This is a genomic window from Proteus sp. STS61-E, assembly GCF_040932335.1.
Taxonomy (GTDB): domain Bacteria; phylum Pseudomonadota; class Gammaproteobacteria; order Enterobacterales; family Enterobacteriaceae; genus Proteus; species Proteus mirabilis_B.
Genome location: NZ_JBFQGE010000009.1, coordinates 24765 through 40715, shown reverse-complemented (window position 1 = coordinate 40715; position 15951 = coordinate 24765). Strand labels below are relative to the sequence as shown.

Annotated in this window: 13 protein-coding genes; 6 read left to right on the top strand and 7 right to left on the bottom strand. The window is 34.8% G+C overall.

Annotated elements, in window-relative coordinates:
• Positions 1-5 precede the first annotated feature (5 nt).
• From bcsB to AB4J89_RS17790, 3 genes are all read right to left on the bottom strand, one after another.
• Positions 6-2357, bottom strand: coding sequence for a cellulose biosynthesis cyclic di-GMP-binding regulatory protein BcsB (gene bcsB, locus AB4J89_RS17800; RefSeq protein ID WP_088494169.1), 2352 nt, complete (start codon positions 2355-2357; stop codon positions 6-8).
• A gap of 2 nt (positions 2358-2359) precedes the next feature.
• Positions 2360-4480: a UDP-forming cellulose synthase catalytic subunit gene (gene bcsA / locus AB4J89_RS17795; RefSeq protein WP_088494170.1), complete on the bottom strand. Its 2121-nt coding sequence runs from the start codon at positions 4478-4480 to the stop codon at positions 2360-2362.
• Positions 4481-4651: 171 nt separating this feature from the next.
• Entirely contained in the window at positions 4652-5050 is a 399-nt protein-coding gene (locus AB4J89_RS17790) for a hypothetical protein (RefSeq protein WP_088494171.1), read from the bottom strand.
• A gap of 1365 nt (positions 5051-6415) precedes the next feature.
• Between AB4J89_RS17790 and AB4J89_RS17785 the strand changes: the two genes are divergently transcribed.
• The 3 genes from AB4J89_RS17785 (at position 6416) to AB4J89_RS17775 (ending at position 8717) form a co-directional block, all read left to right on the top strand.
• The gene (locus AB4J89_RS17785; protein ID WP_194951513.1) at positions 6416-6967 is read left to right on the top strand and encodes an NADAR family protein; all 552 of its coding nucleotides are present in this window, start codon (positions 6416-6418) and stop codon (positions 6965-6967) included.
• A 158-nt stretch (positions 6968-7125) separates the two neighbouring features.
• On the top strand, positions 7126-8037 hold the full coding sequence (gene nagK / locus AB4J89_RS17780) for an N-acetylglucosamine kinase (RefSeq protein ID WP_088494173.1): 912 nt from the start codon (positions 7126-7128) through the stop codon (positions 8035-8037).
• Between the two features lie 95 nt (positions 8038-8132).
• Entirely contained in the window at positions 8133-8717 is a 585-nt protein-coding gene (locus tag AB4J89_RS17775) for a rhomboid family intramembrane serine protease (RefSeq protein ID WP_088494174.1), read from the top strand.
• A gap of 19 nt (positions 8718-8736) precedes the next feature.
• On the opposite strand, the gene satP is transcribed toward AB4J89_RS17775, so the two are convergent.
• Complete coding sequence (gene satP, locus AB4J89_RS17770; RefSeq protein WP_072065220.1) at positions 8737-9300, bottom strand: acetate uptake transporter; 564 nt, start codon at positions 9298-9300, stop codon at positions 8737-8739.
• Positions 9301-9661: 361 nt separating this feature from the next.
• Here satP and AB4J89_RS17765 point away from each other — a divergent pair, with 361 nt between their 5' ends.
• Together AB4J89_RS17765 and AB4J89_RS17760 are read left to right on the top strand one after the other, a co-directional pair.
• Positions 9662-10057 (top strand): YgiW/YdeI family stress tolerance OB fold protein, encoded by a 396-nt coding sequence (locus tag AB4J89_RS17765; protein WP_088494175.1) that lies wholly within the window; start codon positions 9662-9664, stop codon positions 10055-10057.
• Between the two features lie 497 nt (positions 10058-10554).
• Positions 10555-11004, top strand: a complete 450-nt coding sequence (locus AB4J89_RS17760; RefSeq protein WP_088494176.1) for a DUF411 domain-containing protein — start codon at positions 10555-10557, stop codon at positions 11002-11004.
• Positions 11005-11110: 106 nt separating this feature from the next.
• Here the strand turns inward: AB4J89_RS17760 and AB4J89_RS17755 are convergent, their stop codons facing one another.
• Together AB4J89_RS17755 and AB4J89_RS17750 are read right to left on the bottom strand one after the other, a co-directional pair.
• Positions 11111-12646, bottom strand: a complete 1536-nt coding sequence (locus AB4J89_RS17755; protein ID WP_368470150.1) for an MFS transporter — start codon at positions 12644-12646, stop codon at positions 11111-11113.
• Positions 12633-13733, bottom strand: coding sequence for an HlyD family secretion protein (locus tag AB4J89_RS17750; protein ID WP_088494178.1), 1101 nt, complete (start codon positions 13731-13733; stop codon positions 12633-12635). Before AB4J89_RS17750 ends, AB4J89_RS17755 begins: the two co-directional genes overlap by 14 nt.
• 118 nt (positions 13734-13851) lie before the next feature.
• Between AB4J89_RS17750 and AB4J89_RS17745 the strand changes: the two genes are divergently transcribed.
• On the top strand, positions 13852-14484 hold the full coding sequence (locus AB4J89_RS17745) for a TetR/AcrR family transcriptional regulator C-terminal domain-containing protein (RefSeq protein WP_368470147.1): 633 nt from the start codon (positions 13852-13854) through the stop codon (positions 14482-14484).
• A gap of 56 nt (positions 14485-14540) precedes the next feature.
• Here AB4J89_RS17745 and AB4J89_RS17740 read toward each other — a convergent pair whose 3' ends face one another.
• On the bottom strand, positions 14541-15947 hold the full coding sequence (locus AB4J89_RS17740; RefSeq protein ID WP_102949440.1) for a YfcC family protein: 1407 nt from the start codon (positions 15945-15947) through the stop codon (positions 14541-14543).
• Between the last annotated feature and the right edge of the window lie 4 nt (positions 15948-15951).

The following is a 15951-nucleotide window of genomic DNA, read 5'->3' as shown; positions in this document are numbered from 1 at the left end:
CCCCCTTATTTGTCTGAACGATGCTGTGATATCTGATGTAAACGACGAGTTGAACGACGTTGTAACCAGTAATAAGTCACGAGGCCCGTCAACGCACAAAAACCAACAGCTAAAAGACCCAGCAAATAGACGTGTCTAGAGCTATACCAAAGGAATTGTTGTAAGAAAGGTAAGTCACCTTGCGAGAAGTGTTCACCTAAATGGAAACTTTTTACGGTGTCTTTGCCACTAATAAGTGTGATGTCACCTTTAATCGCCGCATTTATTTGGGCTAAATTTAAGTCATTGATAATGGTTTTTATCGAATCATTACCTTTAGCTGTAACTAATACGACAACCCTATCGCTTGCCCAAGGTGAGATAAAACTCATCATGCCACGCCAGTCTTTCACTGAAGATAAGTAACTTGCAGCATCACCACTTTGAGATAAATAATCGCCAGCCATCCAACCTTTTGCTTTATCGATCAATGATTGAGGTTTAATTTCGACGTTTTTATTTAAAAATGAGAAAGCTTGTTGTGAAAAACGAGCGGGTAAAAATCCTTCACTACTTAATGAACCAATCGCTAACACATCGTGTTGAGAGAGATTATTTTTCTCAAGCTCTTTAGCACCTAAGAAAACTGATGCATGAGAAACCGGTGTACCTGTGGCATAACCCGATCTCGCCATTAAGTTCACTAAGGTATAAAGTTCTTCGATTGTTGGATTTTCAGGTAATAGCAGTGTGGTTTGTGAAAAATCCGCACGACGGCTAAATGGGAATGATGCCCCTGAAAAATAAGCCAAGTTCGGCATTCTTGAGTAGTGCCAAGTATTTTTAAATTGCAGCGTTGATTGCGGATCAATTTGGCTAATTAAGCTACTGCCATCCGTTAAAATACAAGGAGCATCCTCAGGTTCACGTAAATCAAAATAAAACTGCAATTGATTCTGACTGTAGATCTGACGAGGATTTAAATAGAGCGTGCTATTTTGCTGCTCACTCTCCATTCCTAGCCATTGTCTTAACATACCTAAAGGTTCTGAACGCGCCGGATACAATGCACCTAAAAATTGGTTATTCAAAGAAGCAATCAATGAAGAACGACGACTATTTAGTTTATCCGAATGAGGGAAAACATATTTCAAATCTAAAGGCAGCGCATCACCATCCCACCAAAAGAGGTCGGGAGAAACACGAAACGAAAACTGATTCGGTGCATGGTTAATACCTTGACGTGAGAAGTCATCACTACCATTAGCAATTTGACTTAACGAAACAGGTTTATTGGTATTTAACCAACGAGGTGCATCATAATCTTTACGCATAGCAAGCGTTTGAGAAGGCACCACCAAGTGATCGTTTTGTGGCAATTTACCGTTGTTTAACGCCCATACAGCTTGGCGAAGAGATTTCTCATTATCACCACTGATCAGTAATAATTTGAAAACAGGATCGACCGGGTTATCAACAATGGTTAATTGCCCACTATTTCCTGAAGGTAATGTAATACCTGCAATAGTTTGTCCTGAATAGCCTACTAAAATACCATCACTTTCAGGCAACTGATTCATTAAGACAGGTAAATCAACTTGCTTAATATCATGGCTAAAACTGCCAAACCATGATGCAGCAATAGCTGCTGTTGTTACCTCTGCATGGTCAGGTTTATCTGACAATATGATAGGTAACGAGGTCGCTGTCATTCTGTCAGGGTCAAAGAACGGTAGGGGCAATCGTTCCAGACTATACCCGCCATTAATCCAGCGACCTCGATAATCTAATGATGAATCAGGTGAGATAACCAGACTTAATCCTTCAGCTAATGGAGGAATACATTGGTTTTCATCCAACGCATCACGATTGGCTAAACGAAAGCTAAGGTTATTCACATTCGTCAACATCATTTCAGGGATTTCTAAAACATATTCATGCTCTTGCCCACCTTCTTCTAAAGGTAGAAATCCCATAGGTTGACCATTTAGCATTAAGTGAAGTGTTTGATCGGATTGAATTAATCCTTGAGACGCTTTCACTTTCATCGTTAATGTGGCGTTATCAATAAATAAATCATTCGCCATATTAAACGTCACACCAGAAAGTAATTTTCTTCCTGATAACACGATAGGTGATGGATTTCCCATCTGTGCCAATGTTAATTGCTCTTCGATATTACGCGCTTCAGACAATACACCCTCTTCAAGTTGGATCGGGTTATTCGCATTTTGTTGCACAGGCGAATGTGTATAAGAAGTTGGGTCAGGTAAAAGCTCCCCTCCTAGCTCTAACATTCCGGTATCTGCTTGGGAAAGATTAATACTTGCGATAGCTATCGCCGTTAGGCTTAGCATTAATGTCAGTTTCTTTTTCATGCTTAGTCATCCCCGTTAATAGATTGCACAGAGAGTGAAGCTTTTGTTTTCGTTCTTGCTGCTGGTGCTTTCACTTTTTGGCGACGACCAAAGAACAATTCAAAAATACAACGCGTAATGCCTGCCAATTCTTTAAATGGTTTGTCTTTATAATCTGCTTGATGTATCCATGCATCAGCACGACCAAAGATAATGCGCACTAATTTACGGCGAAGATTTAAATCAATAGGTAAGAATTCAAGGCGTAGTTGATTACTTTCTAAACTCACCATATCAACAGGAACAGTAACTTCATCTCGTTGTACATTCAGAGTGATTGAAGTGACATTACGTTGGCGAAGTTCAGACATCTTATTTACGGCGATGCGAACGCCACCCATAGAAATATCTTCAGTGGTCGTCGTTAACTCAGCACCATCATCAAAATGTAATGTGATCGGTAGAGATGCGTTGATACGTGTATTCTTACGAATTTGTCGAGTTTCTTTACCTACCGCAATAGAGGCAAGAATGATAAATAAACTGTAAGTCGCCCAAGTAAGGTTTAAAACAATAACCAGTGGGTCAATACCTTGGAAGTCATTTAATAGATAACGAACAACAACCCATGAAATCCCAGTGATAAGAAGAAGTGCAGTAATAATTAATGGACGCACAGTGAGGTAATCCATATAGCTTTTATCAAGCAAATCACCTTTATCTGTTACGTTAAATTTACCTAATTTTGGTGAAACTAAGCTCAGTAAAGTAGGTAATACCAAACTAAATGCCATAACGGTTTCATAAATTTCACCCCAGAAAGAGTAACGGTATTTACCGATATTTTTCGAGTTTACATAAACCGACATGATTAAGTGTGGTAATGCATAGGCAAATATCATGCTGGCAGATGAAGCAATAATATTGAGGTTAAATAACATAAACAGTAACGGAGCAGTCAAGAAGATGATACGAGGCAAACCGTACTGAAAGTGGAGCATGGCATTGAGATAACATAAACGCTGAGGGAATGTTAAACCACGACCTAACATTGGATTATCAACACGGAATATTTGCGTCATCCCTCTAGCCCAACGAATACGTTGGTTAACGTGTAATGCTAAACGTTCTGTTGCAAGACCAGCTGCTAAAGGAATATCAATAAATGCAGAGTTCCAACCTAAACGTTGTAATTTAAGCGCAGTGTGAGCATCTTCAGTTACCGTTTCAACAGCGATACCACCGATTTCTTCAAGGGCACTACGACGCATAACAGCACATGAACCACAGAAGAATGTCGCATTCCAGTTATCATTACCACGTTGAACAGGACCATAGAAAAGTGCGCCTTCATGCGGTGCATCTTTAGCCGCACTTAAGTTACGTTCAAATGGGTCTGACGAGTAGAAATAGTGTGGTGTTTGGATCAGCGCTAATTTTGGATCTTCAAGAAAGCTTCCTACTGTTGCCTGCAAGAAAATACGTGTTGAGATGTGGTCACAGTCAAAAACGCAAATGAGCTCACCGTCTGTTAATCCCATCGCATGATTTAAGTTACCCGCTTTTGCGTGATCATGGACTTCACGTTCAATGTAAGTTACACCAACATCACCAGCGAATTGTTTAAATTCTTCACGGCTACCATCATCCAATATATAAACTTTCATTTTATCTTGTGGATAATCGATAGCTTGTGCAGCTAAGACGGTATCACGTACTACATCTAAGCTTTCGTTATATGTTGGAATATAAATATCAACAGTAGGCCATTGAGAAATATCTTTAGGTAAAGGTGCTATTTTTCTATTTAATGGCCATGATGTTTGGAAATATCCTAGGACTAATATTATCCAAGAATAAATTTCAGCCATAAATAAACCACTACCTAAAACAGCCTCAATAGTTGTATTAAAATTCAAGGTATTTGTTGCACGCCAGTAGAGATAACGCGTTGACATCAACAATGAAATAAAAACCATTGTTAACAATCGTTTTTTTGATTTTTTAAAACCGATAACAAATAACAGCAATATATTGATAATACCGAATATATATTGTTGTTCGGCACTCATTGGCATAACAATGAGTGAAAACATTGTTATCAATAGAAAAGCCGTAATTAATGTTTTAAATATTTTATTCATAAACCCATACCTTTGTCATCGCCATAGATCTTTTCTTAAGACAAAGGCACCCCATCGACATTAATAAATATCGAAAAGAAATAAACCTATCTTAAAAAATAAAACAACAATGGCTAAAGATTGACACCAGTCAATATTATTTATTTACACAAAGAGTTTTGCTTATTTAGATTAGACAGAGGCAATAAATGACAATATATCTTTTAATGATATATTTTCATGAGCATGAGCTCTATCCGTTTCTTTGCTATCAAATATTTTATTATCTGCTAACAAATTTTGCTTACTCTTAATTAAATTGTCTTTCTTTGCTTTAACAACTAAAGCATCCTGGTGATAAGAAGGGATAGACGATGAAGTAACAGGCTGTTTTGGTTCGTTTTTCACAACAAGTGAAGTTTCAGAAAACGTATTATTACTTAAATTACTAATTTTATTATTATCTTCTTTATTTATAACTACTGGTTCTATTTTGTTATCAATATCTTGTATTGTAGAGGAAGAAAAATCCTGAAAAGCAAAGGCATCTTCCTGAAACTTATCTTTTAGGTTACTAATATCATCATACATAGTGTGGCCCCTTTAATAACAGTACTCTAAACCTTGTTCAATAATTTGATGCTCATCCAAAATAAGGAAGAGAGAACCTTATAGATAATTTTCACAATAAGTTAAAAATATATCTTTATAAATTCATATTTAAACTCTCATTAAATCATCAATTAATGAACATCAACTATGTAGGGTAAAATAATCTTATAAATACTGATTTATTTAATTACAAATAAGCATCATCCGATTAGGAGCAATGATTATTTAAATTAAATTGTATAATTATTTTAATGAAAAAGACAACATCAAAAAAAGTGTAAAAAGTAAAACAGCACTCATTTTCATTTTATAAAAATGGGTATTTTTACTTAATTTTACATTTATTATCACTATCAAAAATAGCGTCTTTTTCACCCCAAAAAATGGGTTTTAAAACCAGATAATAACTAGAGTTAACTAATAACAATTTGTATAAATTTTATAAAAATAAAATTCTAAAATAATTATTTATTGATATTATTTCTTCTAAAAATAAAAGAACCCATCAAGATCAATTTTAATATTCCCTCATTTTTACACTCTAAAAAAGACTAAAAAATAACAATTAAAAATATAAAGGATTATTTATCCATATTGATCATCATCAAAATAGGTTTCTTTTTTACACCTAAAAGGTGACTTTATTGCTTTTTATCATATTACGACCGTTGTATTTTATTGAGATACAATAAAATACATCAGCGTTGGTTAAGTTTTAGAAAAAAATACCCAAATAAAAAACAAAAATAGATTATCAATCTATGATGTGTTTTATTCTTTACTTATAGTAAATACCGCTAAGAATAACCTGTATTCCAGAATAATTAACTTAAGCAATATTTTACCTATAAAATGATATTGTTAATTTAGCTTAACAAATGCACAAGCGTGATGTGGTTCAAATAATAAATGTAACGATGAAAATTAGCACACCAATCACACTAAGTTATTGAATTAATTATATAATAAGTATTCTATTAGTTATAAATACTAACAATTAGTACAAATACCGATATTTACGCTTTTTTATATTAAAAATACTTAATTAACTACACCTTTCTACTAAGCAAGCAGTATCGTTTTAAGATTATCTTTTTATGTAACAATATAAATAAAGATATTCTTTAGATGAATTCTTTTAAGAGTAATCCTAAGAAACTAAGTTCTATTTTTTTTATTATTCAGCAAAAACCAATCAAATTAAGACTAATTTAATAAAAATAATTTAAAATAGCGGAATCGCTTCACCTACTCACAGAATAGCAAAAAGGCACTCTATCCTTGTTTACTTCTATGCTATCTTTATTAAATGAATTAGGAGTATTCGAGATAACTGGAAAAAAGATGGATTTAGAACAATTAAAAAAAGAATTTCGTACAGGCAAGAAAATAAAGTTCATTTACTTTTGGGGACACAAAAGTAAAGGTAATGACATAGCAAAAAGTTGCTTTAGCCAATGGTATCCAGCACCTTTTATATTAGATGAAGTACGTTATGCCAGCGCTGAGCACTATATGATGGCTGAAAAAGCAAGGTTATTTAATGATATAGAAGTCAGAGAACGCATAATTACCACCTCTAATCCAGGTTCAGCAAAAGCATTAGGTAGAGAAGTAAAAGGATTTGACCAAAACATTTGGGAACAACACCGCATGGATATTGTTATCCGTGCCAATGTCGCTAAGTTTTCCCAAAATGAAGAACTTGGTAAATTTCTGATTTCAACAGGCAATCGTGTGCTTGTTGAGGCAAGCCCCGTTGATAAAATATGGGGCGTCGGATTAAGTGAGCAAGATAACGAGATTAACAACCCTCTTCTTTGGAATGGATTAAATTTATTAGGCTTTGCTCTAATGAAAGTACGTAGTGTTTTGATTGAAGGTAGTAATCAATAGATAAAGAAAACTCAACTGTCACCAATCACTGTTCTTCTTTAACCTAGTGTATATAAGCAGTAGAGATAACTTAAGTATTGACTGAAATAGAAATGGCCACGTAACGACAACCTTGTCGTTGCTATAAATAATATTTACAGAATAATTAAGAGACTGATATGTATTATGGTTTTGATATGGGCGGCACAAAAATTGAGCTTGCCGTTTTTGATAAAGATCTGACTCAAGTATGGCAAAAACGTGTTCCTACACCTAAAAATGACTATCAGGCATTATTGAATGTTTTTAAGGACCTGACTTTAGAAGCTGACAATGAACTAGGTTGTAAGGGAAAAGTGGGGGTAGGTGTTCCCGGTATTGTGAATTCTAAAGAAGGAACGGTATTTACTACTAATGTTCCAGCAGCTAAATACAAACCAATGGTTCACGATCTCGCACATATACTCAATAGACCCGTTAAAGTCGAAAATGATGCTAACTGCTTTGCCTTATCAGAAGCTTGGGACCCTGAGTTTCGCCATCACCCTTCTGTATTAGGTCTTATATTAGGCACGGGCGTGGGTGGCGGTTTTGTTATTGATGGCAAAGTATTGTCTGGCAAGAATGGGATTGCTGGTGAAATCGGTCATATGAATCTGAATGTGGATGCAGATAATGTAATCGGTGAAACGATGCCAAAAATTATTTGTGGTTGTGGTAAAAAAGCGTGTTTTGAAACCTATTTATCTGGTCGTGGCTTTGAGCGTATGTATAAAGCCTTCAATGATGCACCACAAAGAGCCGTTGATATTGTTGAACAATATTATGCAGGGGATGCAAAAACACAAGAACATGTTGATCGCTATATGAAAGTACTTGCGATTTACCTTAGCAATATTCTTACTGTGCTTGACCCGCATTTAATTGTTATTGGTGGTGGATTATCTCAATTTAACGCGCTGTATGAGCTATTGCCTGAATATCTTTCACGCTGTGTTTACGGAAATGCACAAATCCCATTAATAGAAAAAGCACGTCATGGTGATGCAGGTGGCGCTCGTGGGGCTGCTTGCCTTAATTTATTAGACTAATAAATAAAAAAGAGCCTTTCTTCTTTTATTAAAGGCTCTTCTATTTATAGCTTATAGTGTTTTACCAGCGTCATCACATTATTAAGGCTATCGTTATGGATAAGATTTGGTTTAAAAAAAGACTAACCTTTCTTGGTGGATTAACTATCACATTAGTCTTACTTCAACTTATTAACTCACTACTCTCCATCTCTCTTCTTCAATGGGGTATTATTCCAAGAACAGGAGAAGGTTTAATTGGTATTTTTATCGCGCCTTTTATTCATGGATCTTGGTCTCATCTATTTAGTAATCTACTCCCACTTCTTATTCTTAGCTTTTTATCCATGACGCAATCTCTACGAGAATATGTCTTATCAAGTATATTTATTATTATCGTAAGTGGTTTATTGGTTTGGATTTTTGGGCGAAATGCCATTCATGTTGGTGCAAGTGGATGGATTTTTGGATTATGGTCTTTGCTTATTGCTCACGCTTTTACTCGCCATAAAATTATCGATATCGTGATCGCACTCTTTGTTTTATTCTATTATGGATCAATGGCCTATGGCTTAATTCCAGGACAATTAGGTGTATCAACAGAATCACATATTTCAGGTGTCGTTGCAGGGTTACTTTATGCATGGTGCGCAAGAAAGCTAATTCGTCGTAAAAGCCAAGTAGTAGAAGTGGCTAAATAGCCACTTCTCTATAAAACGGTTACTTATGACCAATTGGCAGTATTGTTCTGCCATACATCTCATTTAATACTTCAGCCATTGCAAGATAAAAAGCACTGGCACCACAAATAATACCTTCAAAACCAGCAATTTTTAAAATCAGTGCATTACCAGTGATATTTCCAATCGCCAATAAAGCAAATAAAATTGTCAGACTTAAAAAGACAAACTGTAGTGCTCTATTGGCTTTTAACGTGCCAATAAACATGAAAAAGGTAAATATTCCCCACAGCGCTAAAAACACACCTAAAAATAGAGGTGTTGTTGGCTCGCTTAAGCCCATCACTGGTAATAACCAAATTCCTACCAATGTCACCCAAAAGAAGCCGTAAGAGGTAAATGCAGTGGCGCCAAAAGTATTGCCTTTTTTGAACTCAAAAATTCCAGCAATAACCTGAGCTATTCCACCATAAAAAATTCCCATACTCATAATGACTGAGACTACTGGGAAAAAACCGGCATTATGTATGTTCAACAAAATCGTTGTCATACCAAAACCCATTAAACCTAATGGACCCGGATTGGCAATGCGTTCGTTAGTCATAAAACCTAAAACCTCTAAAAATAATAGGGGAAAATTAAAAAAAATTTGAAGGCGCTGGATGATAAGAGGTAATACATCTAAAAACAATGATCCCAAAGGGTATATTTTTGAATAACCGCTAGCACCGATCCCAAGGGTAAATAACCAGTGGATTTAACTTAGAGAAAAGAAGTATTTAGTGATAGATGCTTATATCACCAAAAAGAACAATGAAAAATAAAGGTCTATAATTTAAAGGTTAATATTAATCAGTTGATATATTAATACTTAAATTTACCTTAAAATGCGGTTTTATACATAGAAATGAAATAAAATCTAACATATTAATTAGTTGAATTATTAACCTATAAGCGAGCTTGTTATGAAAAAAATACTTGTATTATTAATCGGTAGTACTTTGGCTTTTGCATCTCAAGCAAGTACAACACATGAAGGTGGCTTTCAAGGCTCTATTCAAGCATCCACAATTGAACAAGGTGGATTCAAAGGCCCTTCTATTAGTGAAACAACAGTAGCTAAAGCAAAAGATCTTTCTGATGACACTTGGGTTATCTTAACGGGAAAAATTACCAAAAAAATTGGTGATGAACTGTATGTTTTTGAAGATACCACTGGCGGTATCAATGTAGATATTGATAATAAAAGATGGCGCGGACAAACAGTCACACCAGAAAATACTGTCAGAATTGAAGGTAAAGTTGATAAAGAGTGGACAAGTACAGAGATCGATGTAAAACAAATTACCATTATCAAATAATGACCATCAAATAATTTGTCTTTAAATTAAATATAGCCTGATTATTATAAAAGCTAATATATTGAAATATATTAGCTTTTTATTTTTCACTTTTTTATATTTTAGTTTAATCAATAAAATTGGACCCTTTATACAAATTTCTCCGCTTTAACCTCAAGCTAAGTTTAGGTTTATAGTTATTACCAGTTAAAGCACAACCACTCTTCGCAAGAGGTGCTTTAACTCATGAGATACCCTCATAGTCGTTTACATCCTAACTACTCTACGTTTACCCTGTTTTCTCCATTTTAAGCCTGCTATGCAGGCTTTTTTTCTACTTATATCAAGTAATACTCTCACAAAACATCAAAAAAGGATAAACGAAGTATTATTTATACCTTTGTTTTCTATAAATATTTTTTTACAAAACTCTACGCGTTTATACCTTAATTAAATTGACCTTCCAGTAGGGGGAAAGATTATTGTTTCGTCTATCAACTTAATGAAAGGAATGAACAATGAAAAAGTTATTACTGCCTTCTATCATTGCAATCTCTGCTTTTACAAGTACAGCTTATGCTTCTAATCATAATATTGTAGAAGTTTATAAAACAGAGAGTTGTGGATGCTGTACTTTATGGGCTGATGGTGTAAAAGAAGCTGGCTTTAACGTTAAAGTGAATATCGTTTCAGAAACACAATTAATGGAAAAGTACCAACAAGCAGGTGTACCCAATAATTTATTAAGTTGCCACTTTGCGACTTATCAAGGTAAAGACTTAGTCGGACATATCCCAGTTGATAGCTTAAAAAATATCGACTTAGTGGATAAATCTAAATCGGGTATTGCGGTTGGGGGAATGCCTGCAGGAAGTTTAGGTATGTATGCCGGTGATTATAAAGAGCCTTACCAAGTTATTGCTTTTGATAAATCAGGTAATCAATCCCTATTTAAGTCTTACAACTAGGTTTTTCTTAGTTAGTTTTATTCTTACTGTAGTGTTGTTTTAATAGCGATATATCTCTCCGATAGTGCTATTTTCCTCTGCCTGTATTCCGTTTACAGGCAGAGTTTTATTTTTGAATAGTAAATAATGTTGGCACAATAGGATTAGCGGGTGAAGGTTTTAAAAAAAATAGACAAATCAATCCTAAAACAACAAACCATGTTATTAAATGAAATCCATCTATAAAGGATGCGACATGAGACTCCCTTGTTATTAAAGCCATAACATCTTGAACGTTATCAAGCCCCTTTCCTAATAATTTTTGTTCCCCTGTTTGTACATAACCCCTTAGTGATCCTTGGTGTGTATCATAAGATATTCTTAAATACGTATTCATTAAGGCTCCAGCTAGCGCTGGCATTAATACTCTTGCTATTGAAATATAAGCCCCAAGGTGTAACGCTTCACTGGGTTTAATATTGGTCACAAATGAAGCAATTAAACCAATTAATAAAATACATTCTCCAATAGCTTGTACCACAATAAGCAAAAAGAAATCATCCGATCTCCACTGATAAGTAATTTGATGACCAAGTAAACAAGAAGCACCAATAATAGTTATTCCGATCATCATCACTAAACGAGGCTCTAGCCGACGTGCGATAATAATGGCTAAAGGACTACAAAGAAGATAGGTAATAAAACCAACATTGCTTATTTCTCCTATTTGTTGTGCTTTTAAACCTGCAACAATACTCAAAAAAGAAGGCACAAATAATGAGTTGGGCAACATTAAAAAACCGTATAAACAAGCAATGACAAAACAGACCCTTAAATTATAATTTGTCAGCCAATTTAGATATCCAAAACTTTTGCTATAAGTTACCGCTCTAATAATAAAAGTCAGTATTAAAATAGCACTACCAAGTAAACAAGAAATAATTAGCCCAGAGTCCCACCATCCAAGTAATTCACCTTGAACAACACTAATATATAATAGAGTTAAACCTAGGCATTTTAATGTCATTCCTCCCCAATCACTTTGTGCAAGTTGCTCTTTATTGATAGGTGTAATTGGCATTCCACGCCAAGCAAAAAACATAATAGCTAACGAAAATAACATTGAAACCCAATAGAGCCAGCGCCAATTTAAGATCTCAAATATTGAACCTGAAATTCCTATTCCTGCATCCATTCCTACTGAAACACGTAGGCTATAAGCCGCCATAACGATTAACCAAACATTAGGGTTTAAACTTCTTAATGCCAAAGAAATTGTCATTGGCAAATAGACACCCAAACAAAAACCAATCAAAAAATGCAGTATTAATAAAAAAGGTAGCCCAATAAAATCGCCATAACTAGAGACAAAAATACAACAGACAAAAAGTAATAAGCTTGAACTAATTAATATTTTCTCAGCACCATAAATCACCATAAACCAAGGTACTAATGTCATACTGATTAACTGAGCAGAATTAATTGCCACGTTTAACCAAGATCCTTGGACTACATCTAGAGCAAAAATGCCTCGTAGATCAGCCAAAGAAATAGAAAACATACGAATAAATAACGTAGATAAAATAGCACCAAGAAAAACAGAAAATACGATAAATAAAGGTCTATTTTCTTGTGCGCCAGACAAAAAATTAAGCGTCACCATCAACCTCCTCTATAGATAAACTTTCTGTGTCTATTTTTACCTCGACAGACATGCCAGCACGCAATTTAGCTAATAATTTATTATTACTATCAAAAGTGATGTAAACAGGGATACGTTGAACAACTTTAGTGAAATTACCACTCGCATTATCGGCAGGAATTAGTGCCGATTCGCCACTACTTTGCGCGCCAATATAACGAACTTTTCCTTGATATATTTCATTAGGAAAAGCATCTATATTGATAGAAACAGTTTGTTCAGGAAGAATTTTTTTTATCTGTGTCTCTTTTAAATTCGCAATGATGTAAATATGATTTAGAGGAGTCAGTGTGACAATTTCTGTGCCAGGAGTAACTAAACTACCAAGATTGACTTTTATTTTATTTAACTGAGCATCAAAAGGGGCTTCTATTCTTGTATAAGTAAGTTCTGTTTCTGTTTGTTGATAACGTGTTTGAGCAATATTTTTTTCTGTTAGACGTATTTCTTCTTGAGCTTTAAGTAATACCAATGATTGTTTAGCTTGCTCCCATTCATTTTTAGCTGCGCTTTGTAATTTTATTAAACGTTGTAAATCAGATTGAGCGTCAAGGTAATTTTGTTGAGTTATAGCCCCACTTCGAATCAAATCTTTTCGTAATAAAGGATTTCTTTTCGCTTGAGCGACATCAATAACTGTCGCTTCATAGCGATTATGTAAAGTTTCGATATTAAGTTCAGACGCTTTTATCTCTTCTTTTAAATTATTAAACTGTAATTGTGCCTTTTTAAACTCGGCAATAGCGGTCTCTTTACTAAGTAACTGTTCGTTATCATTAATAATAGCAATAACATCTCCTTGTTTAACAAACTGATAATCCTCCTTTTTTATTTCAGAAATAAATCCCGTCATTCTTGATTTTAATATTGTAGGGTCTGTTTTTATGTAGGCATTATCAGTGGATTGATATCGTGCATCACTCCACCATTTATCCCAATCTAACGTTGCAGTTGTAATCAATACAATAACTAAAATGACAGCAATCCAAGGAGTATAAGTCATTATAAATTCTGTTATTTTTTCTTTTCTTGATGGTATGTTTTTCATATTTCATTCCCAAATAACGATATTTCCACTCACTTAACCAGCAATCTAACATTGTTAGGTTGTGTAAATATGGTAAACTAACACTGTTAGATATAAAAGAGGGAAATGAGAATTATTTATGAAAACACCTAAAATTGAACGGCTGAAAGTAGTAGATACCGCCCTTGCATTACTAGAGACGGAAGGTATTGAAGGCTTAACAATGCGTAAACTAGCGGATGCTTTACAGATAAAAGCAGCCTCTCTCTATTGGCACTTTGATAACAAACAGACGTTAATTGAAGGGATCGCGGATAGAATAGTCAGCGATGTTGCCGTAAATTTTGAATTTCATAATGATTGGAAAAAAGATATAACACGCCTTTCTTATGATTTAAGAAACGCATTTTTACATCATAGGGACGGTGCCAGAGTATTTGCAGGTACTTATGTCATTTCTGAAAATGTATTACGTATAAATAATACTTTTATTAATGCAATTATGCAGTCAGGTACTTCAGCTCAATTAGCCAGCAAAATGACAATGGCTTTACTCTATTTTATTTTAGGATGTTGTATAGAACAACAATCCGTCATGCTCATTGAAAAAGCAGAATTAATGGATAAAAGAGAGGCATTTGAGCAATTAGTCCAAGATAAATTTCCTCAAACTTGGCAAGCAAGAGAGGTTCTTTTTGCTGATGATTTTACAAGTCGCTTCGAATTTGGATTAGAGCAATTATTGCTCGGTTTTCAACATCAAATTAATTAGAATTGAAAAAATAGCCGCTTATTATATGCGGCTATTTTATTTTCTTATTTTATAAATCAGACAGGGCCATAGCTAATAGCGGTTGCGATACCAATCGCCGCCATACCAATCACGGTCCAAACCATCAAGATTGGGAAAACAAATTTAACCCAACGAGTCCAAGGCACTTTTCCTACGGCCAATACTGCCATTAATACGCCAGATGTTGGTGTAATTATGTTAGTAAATCCATCGCCTAATTTAAGGATCAATACACCAGTTTGGCGAGTGAGATCCAAGATATCTAAGATAGGTACCATAATTGGCATCACTATAGAAGCTTGTCCGGTTCCTGATGTTACCAATAAATTAAATAATAAATTAAAGAAATAAAGTAACTGCGCTCCCCAAAAATGAGAGGTTTGCTGTAATGGAACGAGTGTGGCTTGAACAATAGAATCCAGTACACGACCTTCATCTAAAATAACAATCACAGCTCTTGCAATACCGACGACTAATGCACCATAAACTAAGGATTGAGCACCTTTCATAAAGGTTTTTATATAGTCATTAGGGCCAATTTTAAACATCGCCGCAACCACAACACTCATCATAATAAAGATGGCAGATAAGTGCTCAATTCCCCATTTATATTCAAATGCACCGTATAAAAACAATCCAATAAATGCAATAAAGACCACAAGACTCAATTTCTGCATTAAAGAGAAAGTACCGTCCACGGTTTGATCTTTGTTAGCATCATAATCAGGATCATCTGTTGCTAGTCCATACATATAACTTTTAGCTGGATTATTCGCGATACGTCTTGCATACCAAACAATATAAGCAATAGTGACCACAATCAGAACTGAGAATAATACAATTCTAAAAATCACACCTGAAAATAAAGGCACTTCAGCTAAGGTTTGTGCTGTACCTAAAATAGTAGGATCTAAAACACCAACTGCATTTCCTGCATAATATCCTAGGTAAACAACAGCAACTCCCGTTATGGCATCTAATTTCATCGAACGCGAAAGGGCTATTCCTATTGGAATAAAAGCAATAACCGCATTTGCAGCTAATCCTAATGATGAAAGCATTCCAAATATAAACGCAACGGTAATAATCAGTGCTTGATAATTACCTTTTGTTTTGACAATTAACGCATTGATCCCTGAATCAATAGCGCGAGTTCTATCATAAATAGCAATCGCACCACCAATCATAAAAATCAGAAAAATAATACTCGCTGACTGCTTCAATCCCACAGGAATGGCATAAAAAACATCCATTAATGATGCAGGGTTTTGGTCAACATAACCAAAACTACCCGGTACAACTCGATTTAGTCCATTTACTGTTTCGCGTTCGTAAGTGCCTGCAGGAATTAAATAAGTTGCAATAGCGGCTAAGATAACGATGCCAAAAATAATAATAAAAGCATCAGGCATAGCCCATTTTATTTTTTTATTCTTATCCATACAT

Coding starts and splice junctions, on each gene's coding strand:
- AB4J89_RS17785 (WP_194951513.1), top strand. CDS start 6,416: ATGGATTTAGAACAATTAAAAAAAGAATTTCGTACAGGCAAGAAAATA.
- AB4J89_RS17740 (WP_102949440.1), bottom strand. CDS start 15,947: ATGGATAAGAATAAAAAAATAAAATGGGCTATGCCTGATGCTTTTATT.
- AB4J89_RS17750 (WP_088494178.1), bottom strand. CDS start 13,733: ATGAAAAACATACCATCAAGAAAAGAAAAAATAACAGAATTTATAATG.
- AB4J89_RS17745 (WP_368470147.1), top strand. CDS start 13,852: ATGAAAACACCTAAAATTGAACGGCTGAAAGTAGTAGATACCGCCCTT.
- AB4J89_RS17760 (WP_088494176.1), top strand. CDS start 10,555: ATGAAAAAGTTATTACTGCCTTCTATCATTGCAATCTCTGCTTTTACA.
- bcsA (WP_088494170.1), bottom strand. CDS start 4,480: ATGAATAAAATATTTAAAACATTAATTACGGCTTTTCTATTGATAACA.
- AB4J89_RS17765 (WP_088494175.1), top strand. CDS start 9,662: ATGAAAAAAATACTTGTATTATTAATCGGTAGTACTTTGGCTTTTGCA.
- satP (WP_072065220.1), bottom strand. CDS start 9,300: ATGACTAACGAACGCATTGCCAATCCGGGTCCATTAGGTTTAATGGGT.
- AB4J89_RS17755 (WP_368470150.1), bottom strand. CDS start 12,646: ATGGTGACGCTTAATTTTTTGTCTGGCGCACAAGAAAATAGACCTTTA.
- nagK (WP_088494173.1), top strand. CDS start 7,126: ATGTATTATGGTTTTGATATGGGCGGCACAAAAATTGAGCTTGCCGTT.
- AB4J89_RS17790 (WP_088494171.1), bottom strand. CDS start 5,050: ATGTATGATGATATTAGTAACCTAAAAGATAAGTTTCAGGAAGATGCC.
- bcsB (WP_088494169.1), bottom strand. CDS start 2,357: ATGAAAAAGAAACTGACATTAATGCTAAGCCTAACGGCGATAGCTATC.
- AB4J89_RS17775 (WP_088494174.1), top strand. CDS start 8,133: ATGGATAAGATTTGGTTTAAAAAAAGACTAACCTTTCTTGGTGGATTA.